The organism is Ruegeria sp. CDSA193 (assembly GCF_059611885.1).
In genome coordinates this window covers 418,817-436,555 of sequence record NZ_JBXWPN010000004.1, presented here as the reverse complement: position 1 = coordinate 436,555, position 17,739 = coordinate 418,817, and the positions used below count along the sequence as shown (strand labels likewise).

Sequence of the window (17,739 nt, the reverse complement as noted above, 5' to 3'; positions counted from 1 at the left end):
TCCGGCGTAGCTCAGCGGTAGAGCAGTTGACTGTTAATCAATTGGTCGTAGGTTCGATCCCTACCGCCGGAGCCAATCTTCCAAAATCTTTACGACTATAGAAACACCCTGCTTCAGGCCGTGCGCCATAACTCAGGGCAGATGATAAACGGTTTCAAAGGTTCATCTTCTAATTTTTCCATTCCCTTCAACCCAAAGTTGAGGGATAAGTTCCCAATTACATTTGCATTGAAGGACTTAGTCTGGGCCCAAGTTATTAGCAGGCTCAGGTGAACTTGAGATAAATTGAAAGAAGATTTTATGCCGGTCACGCTTGTCCCAAAGCCAAACCAGGCAGATCAGAAACGCCACTGGCAAGTCGCGAAACGGACATACGAGCATAAGGAAGTATCATGAAGCAGGTGAACTGTTTGATCATAGGTGCTGGTTTTGGCGGCATTGGTATGGGCTACCAGCTCAGACAAGCGGGAATCGACAGCTTCGCAATACTCGACAAGGCCACTGATTTTGGGGGCACTTGGCAGCATAACACCTATCCCGGTGCGGAATGCGATGTGCCCTCGCATTTGTATTCTTACTCTTTCAGCAAAACGCCGGACTGGAGCCGAAAATGGTCGGGACAGAAAGAGATTCTGGATTACATCCGGGATTGTGCGGAAACATTCGGAGTGATCGCGCATTTACGCCTTGGCTGCGCCGTCACTTCAGCAAGCTTCGATCCGACAAGTGAAATGTGGACTGTAACGACCAAGGGCAATGGAGATGAAACCTATCTCTGCCGCCACGTGGTTTGCTCGGTTGGTCAGTTGCACTTTCCCAACCGTATTGGGATACCGGGGATGAAGCTCTTCGGGGGAACCATATTCCATTCTGCCGAATGGCGCCATGATATCGACCTGAAGGACAAATCAGTTGCCGTGATTGGAAATGCAGCCAGCGCGCTGCAGTTCATCCCAGAGATCGCCAAACAGGCAGACATTCTGACAGTTTATCAACGCACGGCAAATTGGGTCATGCCCAAAGGCAACAAGACCTATGGCGAGAGCTTCAAGTCGCTGATGCGTTCGATGCCCTTCCTTCAAAAACTTTATCGCTTCCGCCTTTGGGCCGAGAATGAATTCAAGATCTTTCCAGTCATGAAAGGATCGAAACTGCACGAGATGCTGATGCAGAACATACTGAACCGGCATCTGGAAAAGACGATATCGGACCCAAAACTGCGCGAGGCGCTTCGGCCCAAATACCCGCCCGGCGCGCGTCGCCTTTTGGTCTCGGACAGCTACTATCAGACCCTGAACCAGGATAAGGTTGATCTGGTAACGGAGCGGATCGACTGTTTCACCAAAGATGGGATCAAGACCACAGACGGTACCGAACGCAACCATGATGTGGTCATTCTTGGCACCGGGTTCCAATCCAACCCCTTCCTGCAAGCTATTGATATCAAGGGACGTGATGGTATCTTGTTGCGCGATGTTTGGGATAAGGGTGGTGCGCGGGCCTATCTTGGTATTTCGGTTCCCAAATTCCCCAATCTGCACATTATTTACGGACCAAACACAAACCTTGGCCACACGACGGTACTGGCCATGATCGAAGCGCAAATCGGTTTTGTCATCCAACTTATCAAGGCGGCCGATCACGGCACGATCGAAGTAAAACCTGAGGCGGCATTGCGTTTCGATGACGAGATGCAACAGCGTCTTGCCAAAAGTCAGTGGGCGCGGATCAAGCGCAGCTATTACAAAGATGGCGAGCGGATAACCACCAACTGGCCAGGCAGTTCGTTCGAGTATTTCAGGCGCACGAGGAAACCCAAACTGGCAGATTTCAGGCGTGGAACTTCAGAAGGCTGAGGGGCTATAGATCTACGTTCGCCGCGAAGTCAGAAAACCCGGCAAACCATCTCGCTTGTGTCTGCCAGACCAGTGATCTTGCGCTAGGTACTCAGCAGACCTTTGAAGTCTTCCCGCAGGTTGCGTTTCAGGATCTTGCCAGTCGCGTTCAGTGGCAGCGCGTCCACAAAGACTACCCTGTCCGGGATCTGCCACTTGGCGATCTTACCACCAAAAAACGCCAGCAATTCTTCTTCGCTTGGGTTTGCCCCCTCGGCTTTCACCGCCACAAGAACGGGCCGTTCGTCCCATTTCGGATGCGGCACACCTACAACGGCTGCGCCTGCCAGCTTTGGATGTGCCACCGCGATATTTTCGAGCTCGACCGAACTGATCCATTCACCGCCGGATTTGATGATGTCCTTTGAGCGATCTCGGATCGTCATATACCCGTCCGGGTCCAGTGTCGCCACGTCGCCAGTGGCAAACCAACCGTCTTGCAACAGACCCTGATCCTGCATCATGAAATAGCTGTCCAATACCCAGTATCCGCGCACCATCAGGTCTCCCTGTGTTTCACCGTCGCGCGGAAGCTCATTGCCGAGATCATCAACGATTTTCAATTCGACCCCATAACAAGGACGGCCCTGACTTTCCCGAAGCCCATACTGCTCTTCTTTGGGCAGTTTTCCATGTTTCGCCAAGGGCTGGTTCGCGGTTCCCAGCGGGCTCATCTCGCTCATCCCCCAGGCGTGGACTGTATCAACACCGTAGGTTTCGCGGAACGTCTCGATCATCGACGGCGGACATGCCGCCCCACCAATAACTGTGCGCTCAAGACTGGACAGTTGACTGCCCGACTTCTTGGCAGAGGCCAGCAGACCCTGCCAGATCGTCGGCACACCCATGGCCAGTGTCACCCCATAGTTGTCAATCAAATTGACCAATGCCTCGCCATGCAAATCTGGTCCCGGTAATACCATCCGAGACCCCGACATCGCGCAAGCGTACGGCGATCCCCAAGCGTTCACATGGAACATCGGTACAACTGGCAGTACCACATCCATCGCCGAATACCCGATCACGTCACGCGTGTTGGACCCAAAACTGTGCAAAACTGTCGAGCGATGGGAATAGAGCACCCCCTTGGGGTTTCCGGTTGTGCCCGAGGTGTAACAAAGGCTTGAGGCTGTGTTTTCGTCCAGTCTGGGCCATTGATAGCCGGAATCACCGGTTTCGATCAGCTCATCATAGAACTGCACCCCTGGAACCTGCACGATTGCGTCATCATTCCGCGGACCCATAAACACGAAATGCTGCACCTCTGTCAGGTGGTCCTTCAAAGCGGCGACAAGCGGGATGAATGTGGCGTCGAAAAACAGAACCCGGTCCTGCGCATGATTGATGATATAGGTCAGCTGCTCTGGAAACAGCCTGGGGTTTACGGTGTGGCACACGAATCCAGCACCCGAAGTGCCATAGTAAATTTCCAGATGGCGGCGGTTGTTCCATGCCAATGTCGCTATCCGAGCGTGCGGTTCCAGCCCAAGACCTAACAGTGCAGAACCCAATTTTCGCGCGTTTTCGGCGACTTGCGACCAGTTTGTTTCAGTTAAACTGCCGTCAGTTTCGACAGAATAAATCTCGGTTTGGCCATGATAGCGATCGGCATGCTCGATCAGTGACGAGATCAGCAACGGTTGCGTCATCATTTGTCCCAGCATGGACATCCTCCCTGTGTCGGGGCCGCTTTTTGCAGCACCTTCTTGTTTGCCACGCATCTTTGACTGTTGGCGCGGTCAAAAGAAATCCTGCCAAGCATTTAATTGTCTGACAATAGAAGAATGCGTCATGCAAGGGCTGCAAAGCTGGCTTTTATTCGGTTTCCCGGTGCAACATGGCATAGGCAACAAGGGCGGCGGTTGACCCGTCTTTGGTCTCGGTACCTTCTGCACCGTCCACGATTGGCCCCAGTGAAGTCGCCAGTTCCTTGCCCAGTTCAACGCCCCACTGGTCAAAAGAGTTGATCCCCAACAGGACCCCTTCGACGAATACGCGATGCTCGTACAGGGCGATGATCTGCCCCAGAACAAAAGGCGTTAGCTTGGGGTACATCAGCGTGGTCGAGGGACGATTGCCAGCAAACACCCGATGTCGGGCCTGACGTTCGCATTCTTCACCCGTCAACCCTTTGTCGGCCATGCGCTGCCGCGCCTCGTCCAGCGATCGGCCGCGCATCAGCGCCTCGGACTGGGCCAGACAGTTGGCCAGCAGCAGACGGTGATGGTGGGTCAGCTCGGGTTCATGTCCCTCGGCAGCGACCATGAATTCGCAAGGGATAACGTCTGTGCCCTGATGGATCAGCTGATAAAACGCATGCTGACCATTGGTACCAGGCTCACCCCAGACCACCGGACCCGAAGGAATGGTCAGCGCACTGCCGTCCATGGCAACGGATTTGCCATTCGACTCCATCTCGAGCTGCTGAAAATATGCGGGCAAGCGCAGGAGACGCTGATCGTATGGCAGCACGGCCCGGCTGGCATATCCCAGAACCTGCCGATGCCAGACACCGGTCAAAGCCAACATCACCGGCATATTCTCGGACCAATCGGCGGCGCAAAAATGCACGTCCATTGCCTGTCCACCACGCAAAAACGCGTCAAAGGCCGTCGAGCCTACGGCAATCATCACCGGCAGGCCCACAGGCCCCCAAACCGAATAACGCCCGCCGACCCAATCGGCGAAACCAAACACGCGCTGTTCGGGAATGCCAAAGGCCTGAGTCTTGTCCAAAGCGCTGGAAACCGCAGCAAACTGTCGGGCCGGCTCCCCGCCGCCATCGACCATCCAGGCGCGCGCGGTGCGGGCATTGGTCATGGTTTCAATGGTCGTGAACGTCTTGGACGCGACAATCACAAGTGTCCGCGTCGGATCCAGCTGCCGTAGAACATCGGCAATATGTGCCCCGTCTACATTCGAGACATAGTGTAGCCGCGGCCCGTCGTGATACGGAGCCAGCGCATGCGTAGCCATAACCGGTCCCAGATCAGACCCACCAATTCCGATATTCACCACATCGGTAAAGCTGCCCCCTGCCCCGGACACGGCACCCCCTCGGACCTCTTCGGCAAAGACACGCATCCGCTGCAGCGTATCCAGAACGCCAGGCATGACATCCAGACCATCCACGTCGACCGGACCGCCATCCAGATTCCGCAATGCCGTATGCAGAACCGAGCGTTCTTCGGTTTCATTGATCTTGGCACCTGCAAACATCGCGTCGCGCCTGTCGGCAAGCCCCGCCTCGTCGCATAGGCGGATCAGGGCTGCGCGAATATCTGCGTCAATCTGCGTCTTTGAATAGTCAAACAGCATATCGCCCGTTGAGGTCGAGAAAACCTGTGCCCGATCCACGTCTTGTTCGAACAAGTCCAAAATGGAACGACCGCCATCTGACGCAAATGCCTTGAGAGTATCCAGGTTCATAACTCTACTCCGCCCAATGGACCGTCATGCCGCCCAACACAGCAGCAATCGGCGCCTCTTTGGGATGCAGGGACATGGCCCGGTCCAGCGCCTTGCGTTTGGTTTCCCCAAAAATCACCAGATGCTTAGACAATGCGCCGTCCAAGACCGGAGCCGTTAATGTAATCCGCGCCTCGGGCTGAACTTCGGGTCGGGCCACGGCCAAAGGTGGCGCATGCCCGTCCAATGCGGCCGCCAACCCGTCCATCCCCGGAAACAGCGAGGCGGTGTGCATATCTTCGCCCATACCCAGCATGAGAACCGAAAGAGGCAGCACAGGCGCAATCAAGCTTTCAATTTCGGGCAGCACCGATTCCGGATCTTTGCCATCCAGATACAGCGGCACATATTGCGCGACCGAGGCGCGATTGGTCAGCAAACGCTCTTGGATCAGCCGCGCATTTGCGCGATCGCTGTCGCTGGGCACGCACCGTTCATCCGTTGGCAGAATTCGGACCCGGTCCCAATCCAAATCAGCGGCACACAATCCGTCAAAGACCGGCCCGGGTGTGGTACCGCCCGGCACAGCAAAAGAGACCAGATCGTGATGCAGCAGCGCCGCCTCAAGATCTCCGGCGATAGCATTGGCCACGTCGATGGCTAGCATATCCCGGTCGGCGTATTCCTGAATTTTCATGGGTTTATCCCTTGCCAACGGCGACCGTCCCGTTTCATCAGCAGCTCGGCGTCGCCCGGTCCGGTGCTGCCGCTCTCATAAGGTTTCGGCACGTCGCCACGCGCCTGCCATCCTGCGATGATCGGGTCTGTCCAGGCCCAGGCGGCCTCGACCTCATCACCGCGCATGAACAGCGTCTGATTGCCTCGGATCACATCCATCACCAGACGTTCATAGGCGTCTGGCGGGTCCTGGTTCTCGGCGCCCAATGCCTCGGCAAAGCTCATATCCAGGGGCACGTCGACCAAACGCATACCGCCTTGCCCGGGCTCTTTGATCGTCACTTTCAGCGTGATGCCCTCATTTGGCTGTAGGCGGATCGACAGCGCATTCGCATGACGCCCGGCATCCGCTCCAAAGATCGAGTGCGGCGCGTCTTTGAACATCACATTGATCACCGAAGACCGGGCCACAAGGCGCTTGCCCGTGCGCAAGTAGAACGGTGTTCCTGCCCATCGCCAGTTGCTGATATGCGCCCGCAGCGCCACATAGCTTTCCGTGGTCGAGCGCGGATTTCCAACGGCTTTGCGGTAACTTGAACTTTCGCCCTCAAACTGCCCCCGCACGATATGATGTGGCTTTACCGGGTCCAGAGCGCGAATGACCTTGAGCTTTTCATCACGCACCGCATCCGGGTCGAACTTGGCCGGAGGTTCCATGGCGATCAGACACAAAAGCTGCATCAGGTGGTTCTGCATCATGTCGCGCATTGCGCCTGCGCGCTCGTAATACTCTTCACGGCCGTTAATTCCGACGGATTCGGCTACGGTGATCTGGATATGGTCGACATACTGGCTGTTCCAAAGTGGTTCGAACAACATGTTGCCGAACCGAACAGCCATCAGGTTTTGGACGGTTTCCTTGCCCAGATAGTGGTCGATTCGATAGATTTGACTTTCCCTGAAATGCGCGGCCAGCGTGGCATTCAAAGCCCGCGCACTTTCCAGATCATGGCCAAAGGGTTTTTCAACCACGACCCTCGTCTGCGGCGTAGTCAGATCATAAGCCTCGATCCGTTCCGCCAGAGGGCCAAACAACCGCGGCCCCACCGAAAAATAGAACGCCCGAACCCGATCCGGCTGAAGTTTCTGCGCAAGCTCGGCCCAGCCATGATCCGCAACAGCATCCAATGTCACATAATCAACCCGCTGCAAAAACGCGTTCAGCGCAGCAGTGTCCTGACTGTGTCGTCCGGCATGTGCCTCAAGCGAGTTGCGGACCAAATTGCGGAACTTGTCACGGTCGTAATCCGTTCGGGCCGCCCCGATTACTTGCGCGCCTTCAGCCCACTGGCCAGCACAAAACCGGCGAAACAGAGCGGGCAGGATCTTACCCTGCGCCAGATCGCCGGTTCCGCCAAAAATGACCAGATCAAAGGGGTCTACAGGTATGACGCGAGAAACCATGTGTTTTCCTTACCTTGCCCTATGCTCAATGTCCAATGTTAGCGCAACCATTTTTGCGGATTTCCGCGACATCAATTCTCTGTCAGTTCACCCATGTCTCACTTTGCGAAACGGTCTGAAACCTCTAATTCAAGGTGACAACAGAAAAGAACCGGAAACCGGAATGAAAGACAACGCCCCTCAGATCGTCAATATCGGCAAGTTTCAAAACAAATTGGTGACAGCGGATGGCCAGACTCGTGCCTCGGTGGCGTTGACCAACCCCGAGACGCTCTGGTTCAATACCGGGACTCTGTGCAACATCGAATGTGTGAACTGCTATATCGAAAGCAGCCCGACCAATGATGCGTTGGTCTATATCTCGGCGGGTGAAGTGCGGGACTATCTGGACCAGATCGAAGACAGAAACTGGCCCGTGCGTGAGATTGGCTTTACCGGTGGTGAGCCGTTCATGAACCCCGACATGATCGAGATGGCAGGCGCGGCGCTGGAACGCGGCTATGAGGTGTTGATCCTGACCAACGCGATGCGGCCAATGATGCGCCAGAAGATGCGCGAGGGATTGACTGAACTTCAGCGCGACTACGCTGGGAAACTGACGCTGCGGGTATCGCTCGACCATTATCGTGCCGACCTGCACGATAAGGAACGTGGCAAAGGCAGTTTTGACAAAACCGTGGAAGGTATGAAGTGGCTACGCGATGGCGGATTCCGGATGGCTGTTGCCGGCAGAACCGTATGGGGCGAGGACGATGAAAAAAGCCGTCAGGGATATGCTACGTTATTCAACCACCACGGGTTTGGCATCGACGCGCATGACCCTGCGCGAACGGTCCTTTTCCCGGAAATGGACGAGACCGTGGAAGTGCCGGAAATCACCACCGCCTGCTGGGGTATCCTGAACAAATCACCTGCATCCGTGATGTGTGCCAGCGCCCGGATGGTGGTCAAACGCAAGGGCGCTGAAAAACCGGCCGTTCTGGCCTGCACGTTGCTGCCTTATGAGCCGGAGTTCGAGATGGGGCATACGCTGGCCGAGGCGGAAGCGGACGTGCACCTCAACCATCCACATTGTGCCAAATTCTGCGTCCTGGGTGGGGCCAGCTGCTCTGGTTGATCAGTTCAGTTCCGGCGATTTCCAGAATTTTGTACCCGACGCGCCCGCTGCCACGCGCCACCCTGTCTTGGACAGTTCAAAAAAGGACCGACCGTCGGTGAATCGCACGGTTTCCGTCGTGTTTTCGTCGCCGTACATGGCGCCGGTTTCGGCGGTCGCGTCATAGCCTTGAGTGATGAACTTATCCAGATCAGCAGCTGTTTCGAACATGATCACAAACTTGGATTCAAAGCCGCCGATGCCGATCGCGCCACCCACGCCGCCTGTTCCCATGTTCATATATGTGTGCTGGCCGGTATCCTTTGAAACCGCCACACCCCGCCCATACCCAGCCGAGACTGGAAACACCGTAACCTTGCGCGAGTCGAACACGGCATAGCCGGCACAGACCTCGTACAGCGCATGCGCTTCGTGATTTTCGGCCAGCAACTGATCCAGAATCTGCGTGGCCAATGTGTCCAGCTTGGCGCGCGTCTCTTCCGGAGTGGCCTCATTGCTTAGCAATTCGGTGGTCGAGTCGACCGTACCCTCAACAGCTTTCGCGCCTTTATCGATTGTCTCGCCAACGGTTTCGGCCCCTTGCCCTACAACGTCAGCCGCGTTTGACGCGCCTTTTTTGATCTTGTCCAAAACTCCCTCAGCGGCGACTGGCCCACCAAGCAAAACGGCGGCGACAAACAGCAACATTCTGGGCATGCGGCATTTCCTTAGCTGATCAATGGTTTGGACACGACCCTAGCCTAAGAAAATCAAATGGAACACGCCCTTTCGTTACACAGCCAATAATCTGTCAGGGCGGCTAATTCACCCGAAACTCGCCAACTTGATTGCGCCACTCTCCGGGCGCGATCATCTTACGGTGGGTGAATTTTACGGAATGTAAGGGGCCTTCGATCTCTCGCTGCCAGAAATCAATGAACTCGAACAGTTTCGGATGATCCGGCGCCAGATCGTATTCCTGCCAGATGAAGGTGTTTAGAACATGGATATAGTCGGGCATGTGGTAGAATAATTCCGCCGTTGTCAGCCCATATCCTTTAAGCATCAATTCCGTTTCGCTGCGCTCCATTTCGACCTCAATATTAATTGCAAGGTCCCCCTATTGTATCACGAAAACACCCTAATCCTTAGTTAACAATATGTTACCGTGATGTTACCGGAGTTTCTCACTTGCAAAATGGTTGCTTGCTTGCACCTTATGTGCCGGGTCTGATAAGGTGTATCCACAAGATATAGAGTCTGCATACAGAACGGGCAGTTTACGTGAGCGATACGCCAGAAGTTCCTGAAAATATGGATGAAAACCCACCAGAACGCCCCGTTTACGGTGGCCCGACGGTCTCCATCGAATCCGAAATGCGCACGTCCTATCTGGACTATGCGATGTCGGTCATTGTTAGCCGTGCGATTCCTGATCTGCGCGATGGGTTGAAACCGGTACATCGGCGCATCCTTTACGCGATGCACGAGACCGGAAACACCCATGACAAATCCTATCGCAAATCGGCCCGTCCGGTCGGCGACGTAATGGGTAAATACCACCCACACGGCGACAGCGCGATCTACGACGCGTTGGTGCGGATGGCTCAGGATTTCTCGATGTCGCTGCCGCTGCTGGACGGTCAGGGCAACTTTGGCTCGATGGACGGCGACAACCCGGCGGCCATGCGCTATACCGAAGTGCGGATGGACAAGCCCGCCGCCTCTCTGCTGGCGGATATCGAGAAAGACACCGTCGATTTTCAGGACAACTATGACGGCAAAGACAGAGAGCCGACAGTCCTGCCCGCACGGTTCCCGAACATGCTGGTCAACGGCGCTGGCGGCATTGCCGTGGGCATGGCGACCAATATCCCGCCGCACAATCTTGGTGAGGTGGTCGACGCCACCCTCGCCCTGATCGACGATCCCGATCTGACGTCCGAGCAGCTGATCGAGTATGTTCCAGGCCCCGACTTCCCGACCGGCGGCGTAATGCTGGGCCGGTCCGGCGCGCGCAAAGCCTATTTGGAAGGGCGCGGCAGCGTCATAATTCGCTCGAAGACCCGCGTCGAGGAAATCCGCAAAGACCGCTATGCCATCGTGGTTGATGAGATTCCATATCAGGTGAACAAGGCTTCGATGATCGAAAAGATCGCCGAGGCCGTGCGTGAGAAGAGGATTGAAGGCGTCAGCCACGTTCAGGACGAATCCGACCGTAACGGCGTACGCGTGGTGGTCGAACTGAAACGTGATGCCACGCCCGAAGTTGTATTGAACCAGCTTTTCCGTTTTTCGCCGATGCAAACCTCGTTTGGCTGCAACATGCTGGCGCTGAATGGTGGGCGACCCGAGCAACTGACTCTGCGCCGGTTCCTGACCTCCTTCATTGACTTCCGCGAGGACGTCGTCGCCCGTCGCACTGCGTACGACCTGCGCAAAGCCCGCGAACGCAGTCACATCTTGTGCGGTTTGGCCGTGGCAGTTTCGAATGTGGATGAGGTGGTTGCAACCATCCGCTCATCCGCTGACGCCGCGCAAGCGCGTGAAAAGCTGATGACCCGCCGCTGGCCCGCGGCTGAGATCGAAAGCTATCTGCGCCTGATCGACGACCCTCTGTCCATGATGAACGACGACGGCACCTATAACCTGACCGAAGTTCAGGCCCGCGCGATCCTCGACCTGCGCCTGCAGCGATTGACCCAGATCGGTGTCAAAGAGGTTACGGACGAACTGGAAGAACTGGCGGGTAAGATCCAGGAATACCTGGATATTCTGTCCTCGCGAGAGCGCATCATGTCGATCATCGGGGATGAGCTGCGCAGCGTTCGTGAACAGTTTGCCGTGCCCCGTCGCACCGAGATCGTCGATTGGTCCGGCGACATGGAAGACGAGGACTTGATCGAGCGTGAGGATATGGTCGTGACCGTCACGTCGGGCGGCTACATCAAGCGTACTCCGCTGGCCGATTTCCGGGCGCAAAAACGTGGTGGCAAGGGCCTGTCGGGAATGCAGACCAAGGAAGAGGACGTCGTTACCAACCTTTTCGTGGCGAACACGCATACACAGTTGTTGTTCTTCACCACTGACGGGATGGTCTACAAGCTCAAGACCTGGCGTCTGCCGCAGTCGGGGCGCACCGGCAAGGGCAAGGCCATTGTCAACATCCTGCCGATTCCGACCGGGGTGTCCATCGCGGCGATCATGCCCGTGGATGTGCCGGACGAAGAATGGGAAAACCTGCAGATCATCTTTGCCACCAGCGCAGGTGATGTGCGCCGGAACCGACTGTCGGATTTCACCAATGTCCGCCGCAACGGCAAGATTGCGATGAAATTGCCCGAGGGCATCGAACTGGTGAATGCACGCATCTGCTCAGAAGACGAAGATGTGATGCTGGTCACCAATTCGGGCCGCGCAATCCGGTTCCGCACCACTGATGTGCGCGTGTTCAACTCACGCGAATCCACCGGTGTTCGGGGCATAAGGCTGAGCGGTGGCGACCGTGTCGTCTCGATGTCGGTGATCCGCCACTTTGAAGCTGATCCGGATGAACGCGCCGCCTATCTCAAGATGCGCCGCGCAGTGGCAGGCATCGCCGATGACGGTGAGACGGATGAGGATGAAGCAACCCCCGGCACCATCACGCAGGAACGCTATGCCGAGATGTCTGCGGCCGAGAACATGATCCTGACAATTACCACTGGCGGTGCGGGCAAGCTGAGCTCCAGCCACGACTACCCCGTTCGCGGGCGCGGTGGCATGGGTGTCGCGGCGATGGATAAGGCGATGCGCGGCGGGGCACTTGTGGCGTCGTTCCCGGTCGATATCGAAGATCAGATCATGCTGGCCACGTCCAAGGGTCAGTCGATCCGGGTCCCGATCGAAGGCATCTCGTTCCGCTCGCGGTCAGCAGGTGGCGTGAAGGTGTTCAACACCGGCAAAGGCGAAGAGGTTGTCAGCGTCGCCTGGATCGCCGATCAGGGTGACGAGGAAACCGAAGAGTAACGCGGCCGTCGAGAATTGCGGATCGTGGAACCTGTTTCCGCGATCCGTTTTATGTTTGGGGCTATTGGCCGTGGTCAGCCAGGCCCTCAAACCAGTTCAGGATAAGATCCGCCCACCCGGTTGGAACACTGTGTCCGCCTTGAAAACCGATCACTGACAAGGACCTTTCCTTTTCTGCAACCGAACGGCATCCGTGATAAGTTCTTTGATCAAAGCCGTTTCCTTGGGTTAGATCGACCGTATCGCACCCCAATTTATAGGCCATTCCGTCTGCAGCTTCGACAGCACCCATATAGTTATGCGCCCGAAGGGATGAGTCTGTCCCGGCAAATGGAATGACAGAGTCTGCGTAGCCATGCATATAAAGCAAATCAAAGTCGAAACTGGCCGTGGCACAGGGGCCAGGCTGACGGCGCATCGGCGTCCCGCCTATTGGCGCGAAGGTCTTAAGGCGCGGATCAACCTCGGAGCAAGCCAAGTACCAGGCGAATGAACCGCCACGAGAATGTCCCGCGACTAGAATGCCATCCGGTTGGATGGAAAACCTTTGAATTGCATCCTCGACGACATCCGCGACAAACCGGAAATCATCCCGGCTGTATCGGGTAGAATCCCACACCCACCCAGTACCGGGGCCGTTTCGGTATTCGATCTCCAATGCTGTTGGTGCGATCACCGCATAACCACGATTCAGAAAAGGTTGAACCAAATCAATGTTTTCTACCGTTTTTTGTCCACTTCCGTTTGTGCCATGCAAGAACACGATGGCTGGAAAAGGTCCATCCCCGATTGGGATCAGGGCGTTATAGTGTCGGTCTGAAACCTGACAAGGCATGTCGGCACCACCGCAGTCGGTCACCTGATACAATTCGGAAAAGGACGCGTTTGGCCTATTGCCACGCAACGCCAAATAACCAGCGAGTGCTGCGATGCAGATTGTAACCAGCCTGACGACCAATGCAGGTTTCTTTGCGATCAAAATTTGTACAAGGCCCGGAACTTCGCCTCGAGATAGTCCAGCAGAGGCTCCGGCCCAGGTTCCATGCCACTGGCGCGTTGGATGATGTCGCGGGGGGCGTAAAGGCCGCCATGGCGTTGGAGGTTTTCGCGCAGCCAACCGGTGGCGCCCGACGTGTCACCCTCGGCCAGTTGAGTATCCAGATCGGGCAGCGCGGATCGCAGAGCCTGGTTCAGGCATCCGGCATAGACATTGCCCAGCGAGTAGGTCGGGAAATACCCGAACAGACCGACGGACCAATGGACATCCTGCAGACACCCGTTCGAGGGCTTATCAACCGCATAGCCGAAATCGGCCTTGAACCGGTCATTCCATGCGCCCTCAAGGTCGCTGACCTGCAGATCACCGCTCATCAACTCGCGCTCAAGGTCAAAGCGCAGCATGATGTGCAGGTTGTACTGCACCTCATCCGCCTCGGTGCGGATATATCCATTATGGACCCGGTTGACCGTGGCATAGAACGCATCGGCATCGGCGACGCCGAAATTGCCAAAAGCCTCGACCATCTGGCCAAACAGCCAGCCAGTATAGGCGCGTGATCGACCCAGTTGGTTTTCGTAAATCCGGCTCTGGCTTTCATGCACGCCCATCGACACGCCCTGCCCCAGCGGGGTCAAAAGGTAGGCTGGGTCGATACCCTGTTCATAGGCGGCGTGGCCGACCTCGTGAATGGTTGAATAGAAACAGTTGAACGGATCGGTCTCGCTGGTGCGCGTGGTGATCCGCACGTCCAATCCGCTGCCCGAGCTGAACGGGTGAACGGCCTTGTCGACCCGGCCAGTGTTCAGGTCGTAACCGAATCCGGTGGCCAGCTTCTGTGACAGGCGCATCTGGGTCGCTGAGTCAAACGTCCCAGTCAGGGCGGCCGGTCCGGGCTGATCCAGTACGGCTGCTCGCAATGCCACCAGACGCGGACGCATCTGGTCAAAGATCGCAGCGATCTGAGTGCCGGTCGTATAGGGCTCGTAATCTTCGACCATGGCGTCATAGACATCACCGCCCTGTGCCAGGGCCTGACCTTCCTGACGTTTGAGCGCCACAACCTCTTCCAGTACGGGCAAAAAGGCCGCCACATCCTCATCGGCGCGCGCCTGTGCCCATGTGCCCTGCGCGGCTGAGGTAACGCGTGCGATGGTCTTGGCCAAATCGGCGGGCACTTTCACGGTCCGCTCATAGGACCGGCGTATCTCGCGCAGTTGCGCGCGGGCGACATCGTCCTGCGGGTCGGCCTGCTCCAGCCACTCTGCCACACGCGGATCAGACCGTCGGGCATGCAAAACAGCTTCGATCGCGGCCATTTCTTCTGCGCGCTGCGGTGCTGCGCCGCGGGGCATCACTGTTTCCTGATCCCATCCCAGACGCCCGGCAATCTGACCAAGTGCCGAGGTTTCACGTTGGAAGGCCATCAGTTCATCATAGGCAGTCATCTGGGTCAGGCTCCGCGGATCGAAGTTGCGATGGGATAGGCTGTCAGGAAGCGCGCACGCAGGGTCAGAGTCCACACGATCACGGCCATGAACTGGTGGAAAATGGCGATCTGCCAGGGGGCCGCGTAGATCACGGTCATGATCCCAACAACCACCTGCAGCGACAAGGCTGCGAACATCGTGTTGAAGGCAAAGCGCGTTTGCGGATGCGCACTGGAATTGCCACGACGCCAGACAACGATGGCAAAGATGAACAGCAGATAACCCGCGCAACGATGGATGAACTGCACAAGCCCGGGGCTTTCGAAAAAGTTCCGCCACATCGGTTCCAGTATCGCCGCGTCCGGCGGGAAAATCTGCCCGCCGATCAATGGCCAGTCGGTATAAGACCGCCCAGCGTCGATACCTGCGACAAGTGCACCGATGAGGATCTGCAGGAATGCGAAATGCATCAGGCCGGTAGACAGGGAAAACAGTTTGGCCTCTTTCGCGCGGCGGGCTTGCATCAGGTCACGCTCATCCCGGCCAAGTTCGAACATATACCAGGCGAGGAAACCCAAGATCACAAAGGCCAGACCCAGATGGATCGCCAGGCGATAGCTGGCAACGGCGATCATCCCCTCGCCCTGCGTCACGCCTGACGCAACCATCCACCAGCCAACCGCTCCCTGAATCCCACCCAAAGCACCGGGGATCATCAGCTTGCCGGTCCAGCCCGTTGGTATCTTGCGGGCAATAAGGAACCCGAAAAATCCAAGTGCCCATACCAGCCCGATCACACGGCCCAACTGCCGGTGGCCCCATTCCCACCAATAGATGGACTTGAAATCCGCAAGCTCCATCCACTGGTTCTGGATGCGCCACTGGTCGATTTGCTTGTACTTGTCGAACTCGGCCTGCCAGTCGGTTTCGGTCATCGGCGGGACAGCCCCGGTGAGCGGGCGCCATTCGGTAATCGACAGCCCGCTATCGGTCAGGCGGGTCAGCCCACCCACCGCAATCATCACAACCACAAGCGCAAACAGGATCATCAGCCAGGCCCGGATAGCCTTACGCGCACCACCGCGGCCCCGGTCAATCATACCAGGTTGAACCGCTTGTTGTTTTTCAGAGTCTGAGACCTCTTCGAAGATGCTGCGCTTGCCGCTCATGCGTTCCTCATGTGTCTTGAATTTCGTTGCAAGCTAGGACCACCATGGGACGAGGTCCAGCCTTACCCTTTGTCTTTCCAACGGACCATCTGACGCATGACCCCGTGCAACATCTGCACATCCGCCCGCGTCATCCGCATCCGTGACCACAGATTGCGCAGATTGGTCTTCATGCTTTCGGCCTTTTCGGGGGGGTAAAAGAACCCCGCTTCTTCCAGCCGGTCTTCATAATGTTCGACCAGTTTTTCGACCTCGATGCCTGTGGCCCAGTCGCCTTTGCCCAGATCGGTTGCCTCATGCACGACGTCGCCTGTCTGGCGCATCCACTCATAGGCGGTCAGCAACACGCATTGCCCAAGGTTCAATGAGGCATATTCCGGATTCACCGGGACCGAGATGATGGCATTGGCCTTGGCGATATCCTCATTCTCAAGCCCTGCCCGTTCCGGGCCAAACAGCACGGCGACTTTTTCGCCCGCAGCAACCTTTTCCGCGGCGATCTGCATGGCGCGTTCAGGGCTGTAGACCGGCTTGGTCAACCCGCGCTGGCGGGCCGTGGTAGCAAAGACATAGGTACTGTCAGACAGCGCGCCAGCCAGATCGTCAAACAGCTGCGCCTCATCTAGCAGACGGCCCGCACCGCTGGACATCGCCACTGCCTTGGGGTTCGGCCAGCCATCACGTGGGGCCACGATCCGCATCCGGTCCAGCCCGAAATTCCACATCGCCCGCGCGGCGGCACCGATGTTTTCACCCATCTGCGGGCGCACGAGCACAAATGAGGGCTGGGATTTGTCGCTTGGCATGGTTGTCTCCGAAAACTGCGCCTGCTGTAATCGTCGCGCCAACGCAGGGCAAGCCATTGGCGGCGCCAATTCTGCCTGAAACAGGCATAAAAGTTTGCTTCCGCCCCGCAATCCGCTAAACCGCGCAAAAGACTTAAAGCTAAGGACGCGCCGATGGACACCCCCGAGCAGCCGCAGATTTACCTGATCACCCCGCCGACCATCACGTTGAGCACGTTCCCCGACCAACTGGCCCGCGTTCTGGACAGCACCGAAATCGCCTGTATCCGACTGGCCCTTGCGGGAAATGACGAGGATACGATTGCCCGTGCCGCTGATGCCTGCCGCGAGGTGGCACATACACGGGACGTGGCGCTGGTGATTTCCAACCACGTCCTGTTGGCGCAGCGTCTGGGTCTGGATGGGGTGCATCTGGATGATGGCGCGCGTTCGGTCCGGTATGTGCGTAAGGAATTGGGTGCCGATGCCATTGTCGGCTGCTTCTGCGGCACCTCCAGCCATGACGGCATGTCGGCTGGTGAGGCCGGCGCCGATTATGTGGCCTTTGGCCCGGTTGGCACGTCCTCCTTGGGTGACGGAACCGTGGCCGAGCATGATCTGTTCCAGTGGTGGTCTGAGATGATCGAAGTCCCGGTTGTGGCCGAAGGTGGCCTGACACCGGATTTGATCCGCGGCCTGGGCCCCTGCACCGATTTCTTTGGCATCGGGGATGAAATCTGGCCACAGGAAGACCCAGCCGCCGCACTGAAAACTTTGATCTCCGCCATGGGCTGAACTGGGTGTGAGCG

Annotated in this window: 14 protein-coding genes and 1 tRNA gene; 5 read left to right on the top strand and 10 right to left on the bottom strand. The window is 57.0% G+C overall.

Features of this window, described 5'->3' with window-relative positions:
• Both AC2FLG_RS10305 and AC2FLG_RS10300 read left to right on the top strand, forming a co-directional pair.
• A tRNA-Asn gene (locus AC2FLG_RS10305) sits at positions 1–75 on the top strand.
• A gap of 317 nt (positions 76–392) precedes the next feature.
• Positions 393–1,856 (top strand): flavin-containing monooxygenase, encoded by a 1,464-nt coding sequence (locus AC2FLG_RS10300; RefSeq protein WP_496706081.1) that lies wholly within the window; start codon positions 393–395, stop codon positions 1,854–1,856.
• Between the two features lie 83 nt (positions 1,857–1,939).
• On the opposite strand, the gene AC2FLG_RS10295 is transcribed toward AC2FLG_RS10300, so the two are convergent.
• The 4 genes from AC2FLG_RS10295 to zwf form a co-directional block, all read right to left on the bottom strand.
• Complete coding sequence (locus AC2FLG_RS10295; protein WP_496700441.1) at positions 1,940–3,559, bottom strand: long-chain-fatty-acid--CoA ligase; 1,620 nt, start codon at positions 3,557–3,559, stop codon at positions 1,940–1,942.
• Between the two features lie 151 nt (positions 3,560–3,710).
• A complete protein-coding gene (pgi, locus tag AC2FLG_RS10290; protein WP_142633576.1) occupies positions 3,711–5,324 on the bottom strand; it encodes a glucose-6-phosphate isomerase in 1,614 nt (537 codons plus the stop codon).
• 4 nt (positions 5,325–5,328) lie between these two features.
• Positions 5,329–6,000, bottom strand: coding sequence for a 6-phosphogluconolactonase (pgl, locus tag AC2FLG_RS10285; RefSeq protein ID WP_142633575.1), 672 nt, complete (start codon positions 5,998–6,000; stop codon positions 5,329–5,331).
• On the bottom strand, positions 5,997–7,445 hold the full coding sequence (zwf, locus tag AC2FLG_RS10280) for a glucose-6-phosphate dehydrogenase (RefSeq protein WP_496706079.1): 1,449 nt from the start codon (positions 7,443–7,445) through the stop codon (positions 5,997–5,999). The genes pgl and zwf overlap by 4 nt, the downstream gene beginning before the upstream one ends.
• 163 nt (positions 7,446–7,608) lie before the next feature.
• Here zwf and AC2FLG_RS10275 point away from each other — a divergent pair, with 163 nt between their 5' ends.
• Complete coding sequence (locus tag AC2FLG_RS10275; protein WP_496706078.1) at positions 7,609–8,562, top strand: radical SAM protein; 954 nt, start codon at positions 7,609–7,611, stop codon at positions 8,560–8,562.
• On the opposite strand, the gene AC2FLG_RS10270 is transcribed toward AC2FLG_RS10275, so the two are convergent.
• Entirely contained in the window at positions 8,563–9,258 is a 696-nt protein-coding gene (locus AC2FLG_RS10270) for a lipid-binding SYLF domain-containing protein (protein ID WP_496706077.1), read from the bottom strand.
• Between the two features lie 103 nt (positions 9,259–9,361).
• Positions 9,362–9,631: an usg protein gene (locus tag AC2FLG_RS10265; protein WP_142633572.1), complete on the bottom strand. Its 270-nt coding sequence runs from the start codon at positions 9,629–9,631 to the stop codon at positions 9,362–9,364.
• 224 nt (positions 9,632–9,855) lie between these two features.
• Here AC2FLG_RS10265 and gyrA point away from each other — a divergent pair, with 224 nt between their 5' ends.
• Positions 9,856–12,549 (top strand): DNA gyrase subunit A, encoded by a 2,694-nt coding sequence (gene gyrA / locus AC2FLG_RS10260; protein ID WP_282021937.1) that lies wholly within the window; start codon positions 9,856–9,858, stop codon positions 12,547–12,549.
• 61 nt (positions 12,550–12,610) lie between these two features.
• Here the strand turns inward: gyrA and AC2FLG_RS10255 are convergent, their stop codons facing one another.
• The 4 genes from AC2FLG_RS10255 to AC2FLG_RS10240 all read right to left on the bottom strand — a co-directional run bounded on the left by AC2FLG_RS10255 (position 12,611) and on the right by AC2FLG_RS10240 (position 16,951).
• Positions 12,611–13,528: a CE1 family esterase gene (locus tag AC2FLG_RS10255; protein ID WP_496706076.1), complete on the bottom strand. Its 918-nt coding sequence runs from the start codon at positions 13,526–13,528 to the stop codon at positions 12,611–12,613.
• On the bottom strand, positions 13,525–14,994 hold the full coding sequence (locus AC2FLG_RS10250) for a carboxypeptidase M32 (protein ID WP_496706074.1): 1,470 nt from the start codon (positions 14,992–14,994) through the stop codon (positions 13,525–13,527). Before AC2FLG_RS10250 ends, AC2FLG_RS10255 begins: the two co-directional genes overlap by 4 nt.
• Before the next feature lie 5 nt (positions 14,995–14,999).
• Positions 15,000–16,145 (bottom strand): heme A synthase, encoded by a 1,146-nt coding sequence (gene ctaA / locus AC2FLG_RS10245; protein WP_496691170.1) that lies wholly within the window; start codon positions 16,143–16,145, stop codon positions 15,000–15,002.
• A 62-nt stretch (positions 16,146–16,207) separates the two neighbouring features.
• Positions 16,208–16,951: an RNA methyltransferase gene (locus AC2FLG_RS10240; protein WP_496706072.1), complete on the bottom strand. Its 744-nt coding sequence runs from the start codon at positions 16,949–16,951 to the stop codon at positions 16,208–16,210.
• Positions 16,952–17,104: 153 nt separating this feature from the next.
• Between AC2FLG_RS10240 and AC2FLG_RS10235 the strand changes: the two genes are divergently transcribed.
• Positions 17,105–17,725, top strand: coding sequence for a thiamine phosphate synthase (locus tag AC2FLG_RS10235; RefSeq protein ID WP_496706070.1), 621 nt, complete (start codon positions 17,105–17,107; stop codon positions 17,723–17,725).
• The last annotated feature ends 14 nt before the right edge of the window (positions 17,726–17,739 follow it).

What these genes read in the sequence shown, in the direction of transcription:
- AC2FLG_RS10235 (WP_496706070.1), top strand. Translation starts at nt 17,105, where the DNA reads ATGGACACCCCCGAGCAGCCGCAGATTTACCTGATCACCCCGCCGACC.
- AC2FLG_RS10240 (WP_496706072.1), bottom strand. Translation starts at nt 16,951, where the DNA reads ATGCCAAGCGACAAATCCCAGCCCTCATTTGTGCTCGTGCGCCCGCAG.
- AC2FLG_RS10270 (WP_496706077.1), bottom strand. Translation starts at nt 9,258, where the DNA reads ATGCCCAGAATGTTGCTGTTTGTCGCCGCCGTTTTGCTTGGTGGGCCA.
- AC2FLG_RS10265 (WP_142633572.1), bottom strand. Translation starts at nt 9,631, where the DNA reads ATGGAGCGCAGCGAAACGGAATTGATGCTTAAAGGATATGGGCTGACA.
- pgl (WP_142633575.1), bottom strand. Translation starts at nt 6,000, where the DNA reads ATGAAAATTCAGGAATACGCCGACCGGGATATGCTAGCCATCGACGTG.
- gyrA (WP_282021937.1), top strand. Translation starts at nt 9,856, where the DNA reads ATGGATGAAAACCCACCAGAACGCCCCGTTTACGGTGGCCCGACGGTC.
- ctaA (WP_496691170.1), bottom strand. Translation starts at nt 16,145, where the DNA reads ATGAGCGGCAAGCGCAGCATCTTCGAAGAGGTCTCAGACTCTGAAAAA.
- AC2FLG_RS10295 (WP_496700441.1), bottom strand. Translation starts at nt 3,559, where the DNA reads ATGCTGGGACAAATGATGACGCAACCGTTGCTGATCTCGTCACTGATC.
- AC2FLG_RS10300 (WP_496706081.1), top strand. Translation starts at nt 393, where the DNA reads ATGAAGCAGGTGAACTGTTTGATCATAGGTGCTGGTTTTGGCGGCATT.
- AC2FLG_RS10250 (WP_496706074.1), bottom strand. Translation starts at nt 14,994, where the DNA reads ATGACTGCCTATGATGAACTGATGGCCTTCCAACGTGAAACCTCGGCA.
- AC2FLG_RS10275 (WP_496706078.1), top strand. Translation starts at nt 7,609, where the DNA reads ATGAAAGACAACGCCCCTCAGATCGTCAATATCGGCAAGTTTCAAAAC.
- zwf (WP_496706079.1), bottom strand. Translation starts at nt 7,445, where the DNA reads ATGGTTTCTCGCGTCATACCTGTAGACCCCTTTGATCTGGTCATTTTT.
- pgi (WP_142633576.1), bottom strand. Translation starts at nt 5,324, where the DNA reads ATGAACCTGGATACTCTCAAGGCATTTGCGTCAGATGGCGGTCGTTCC.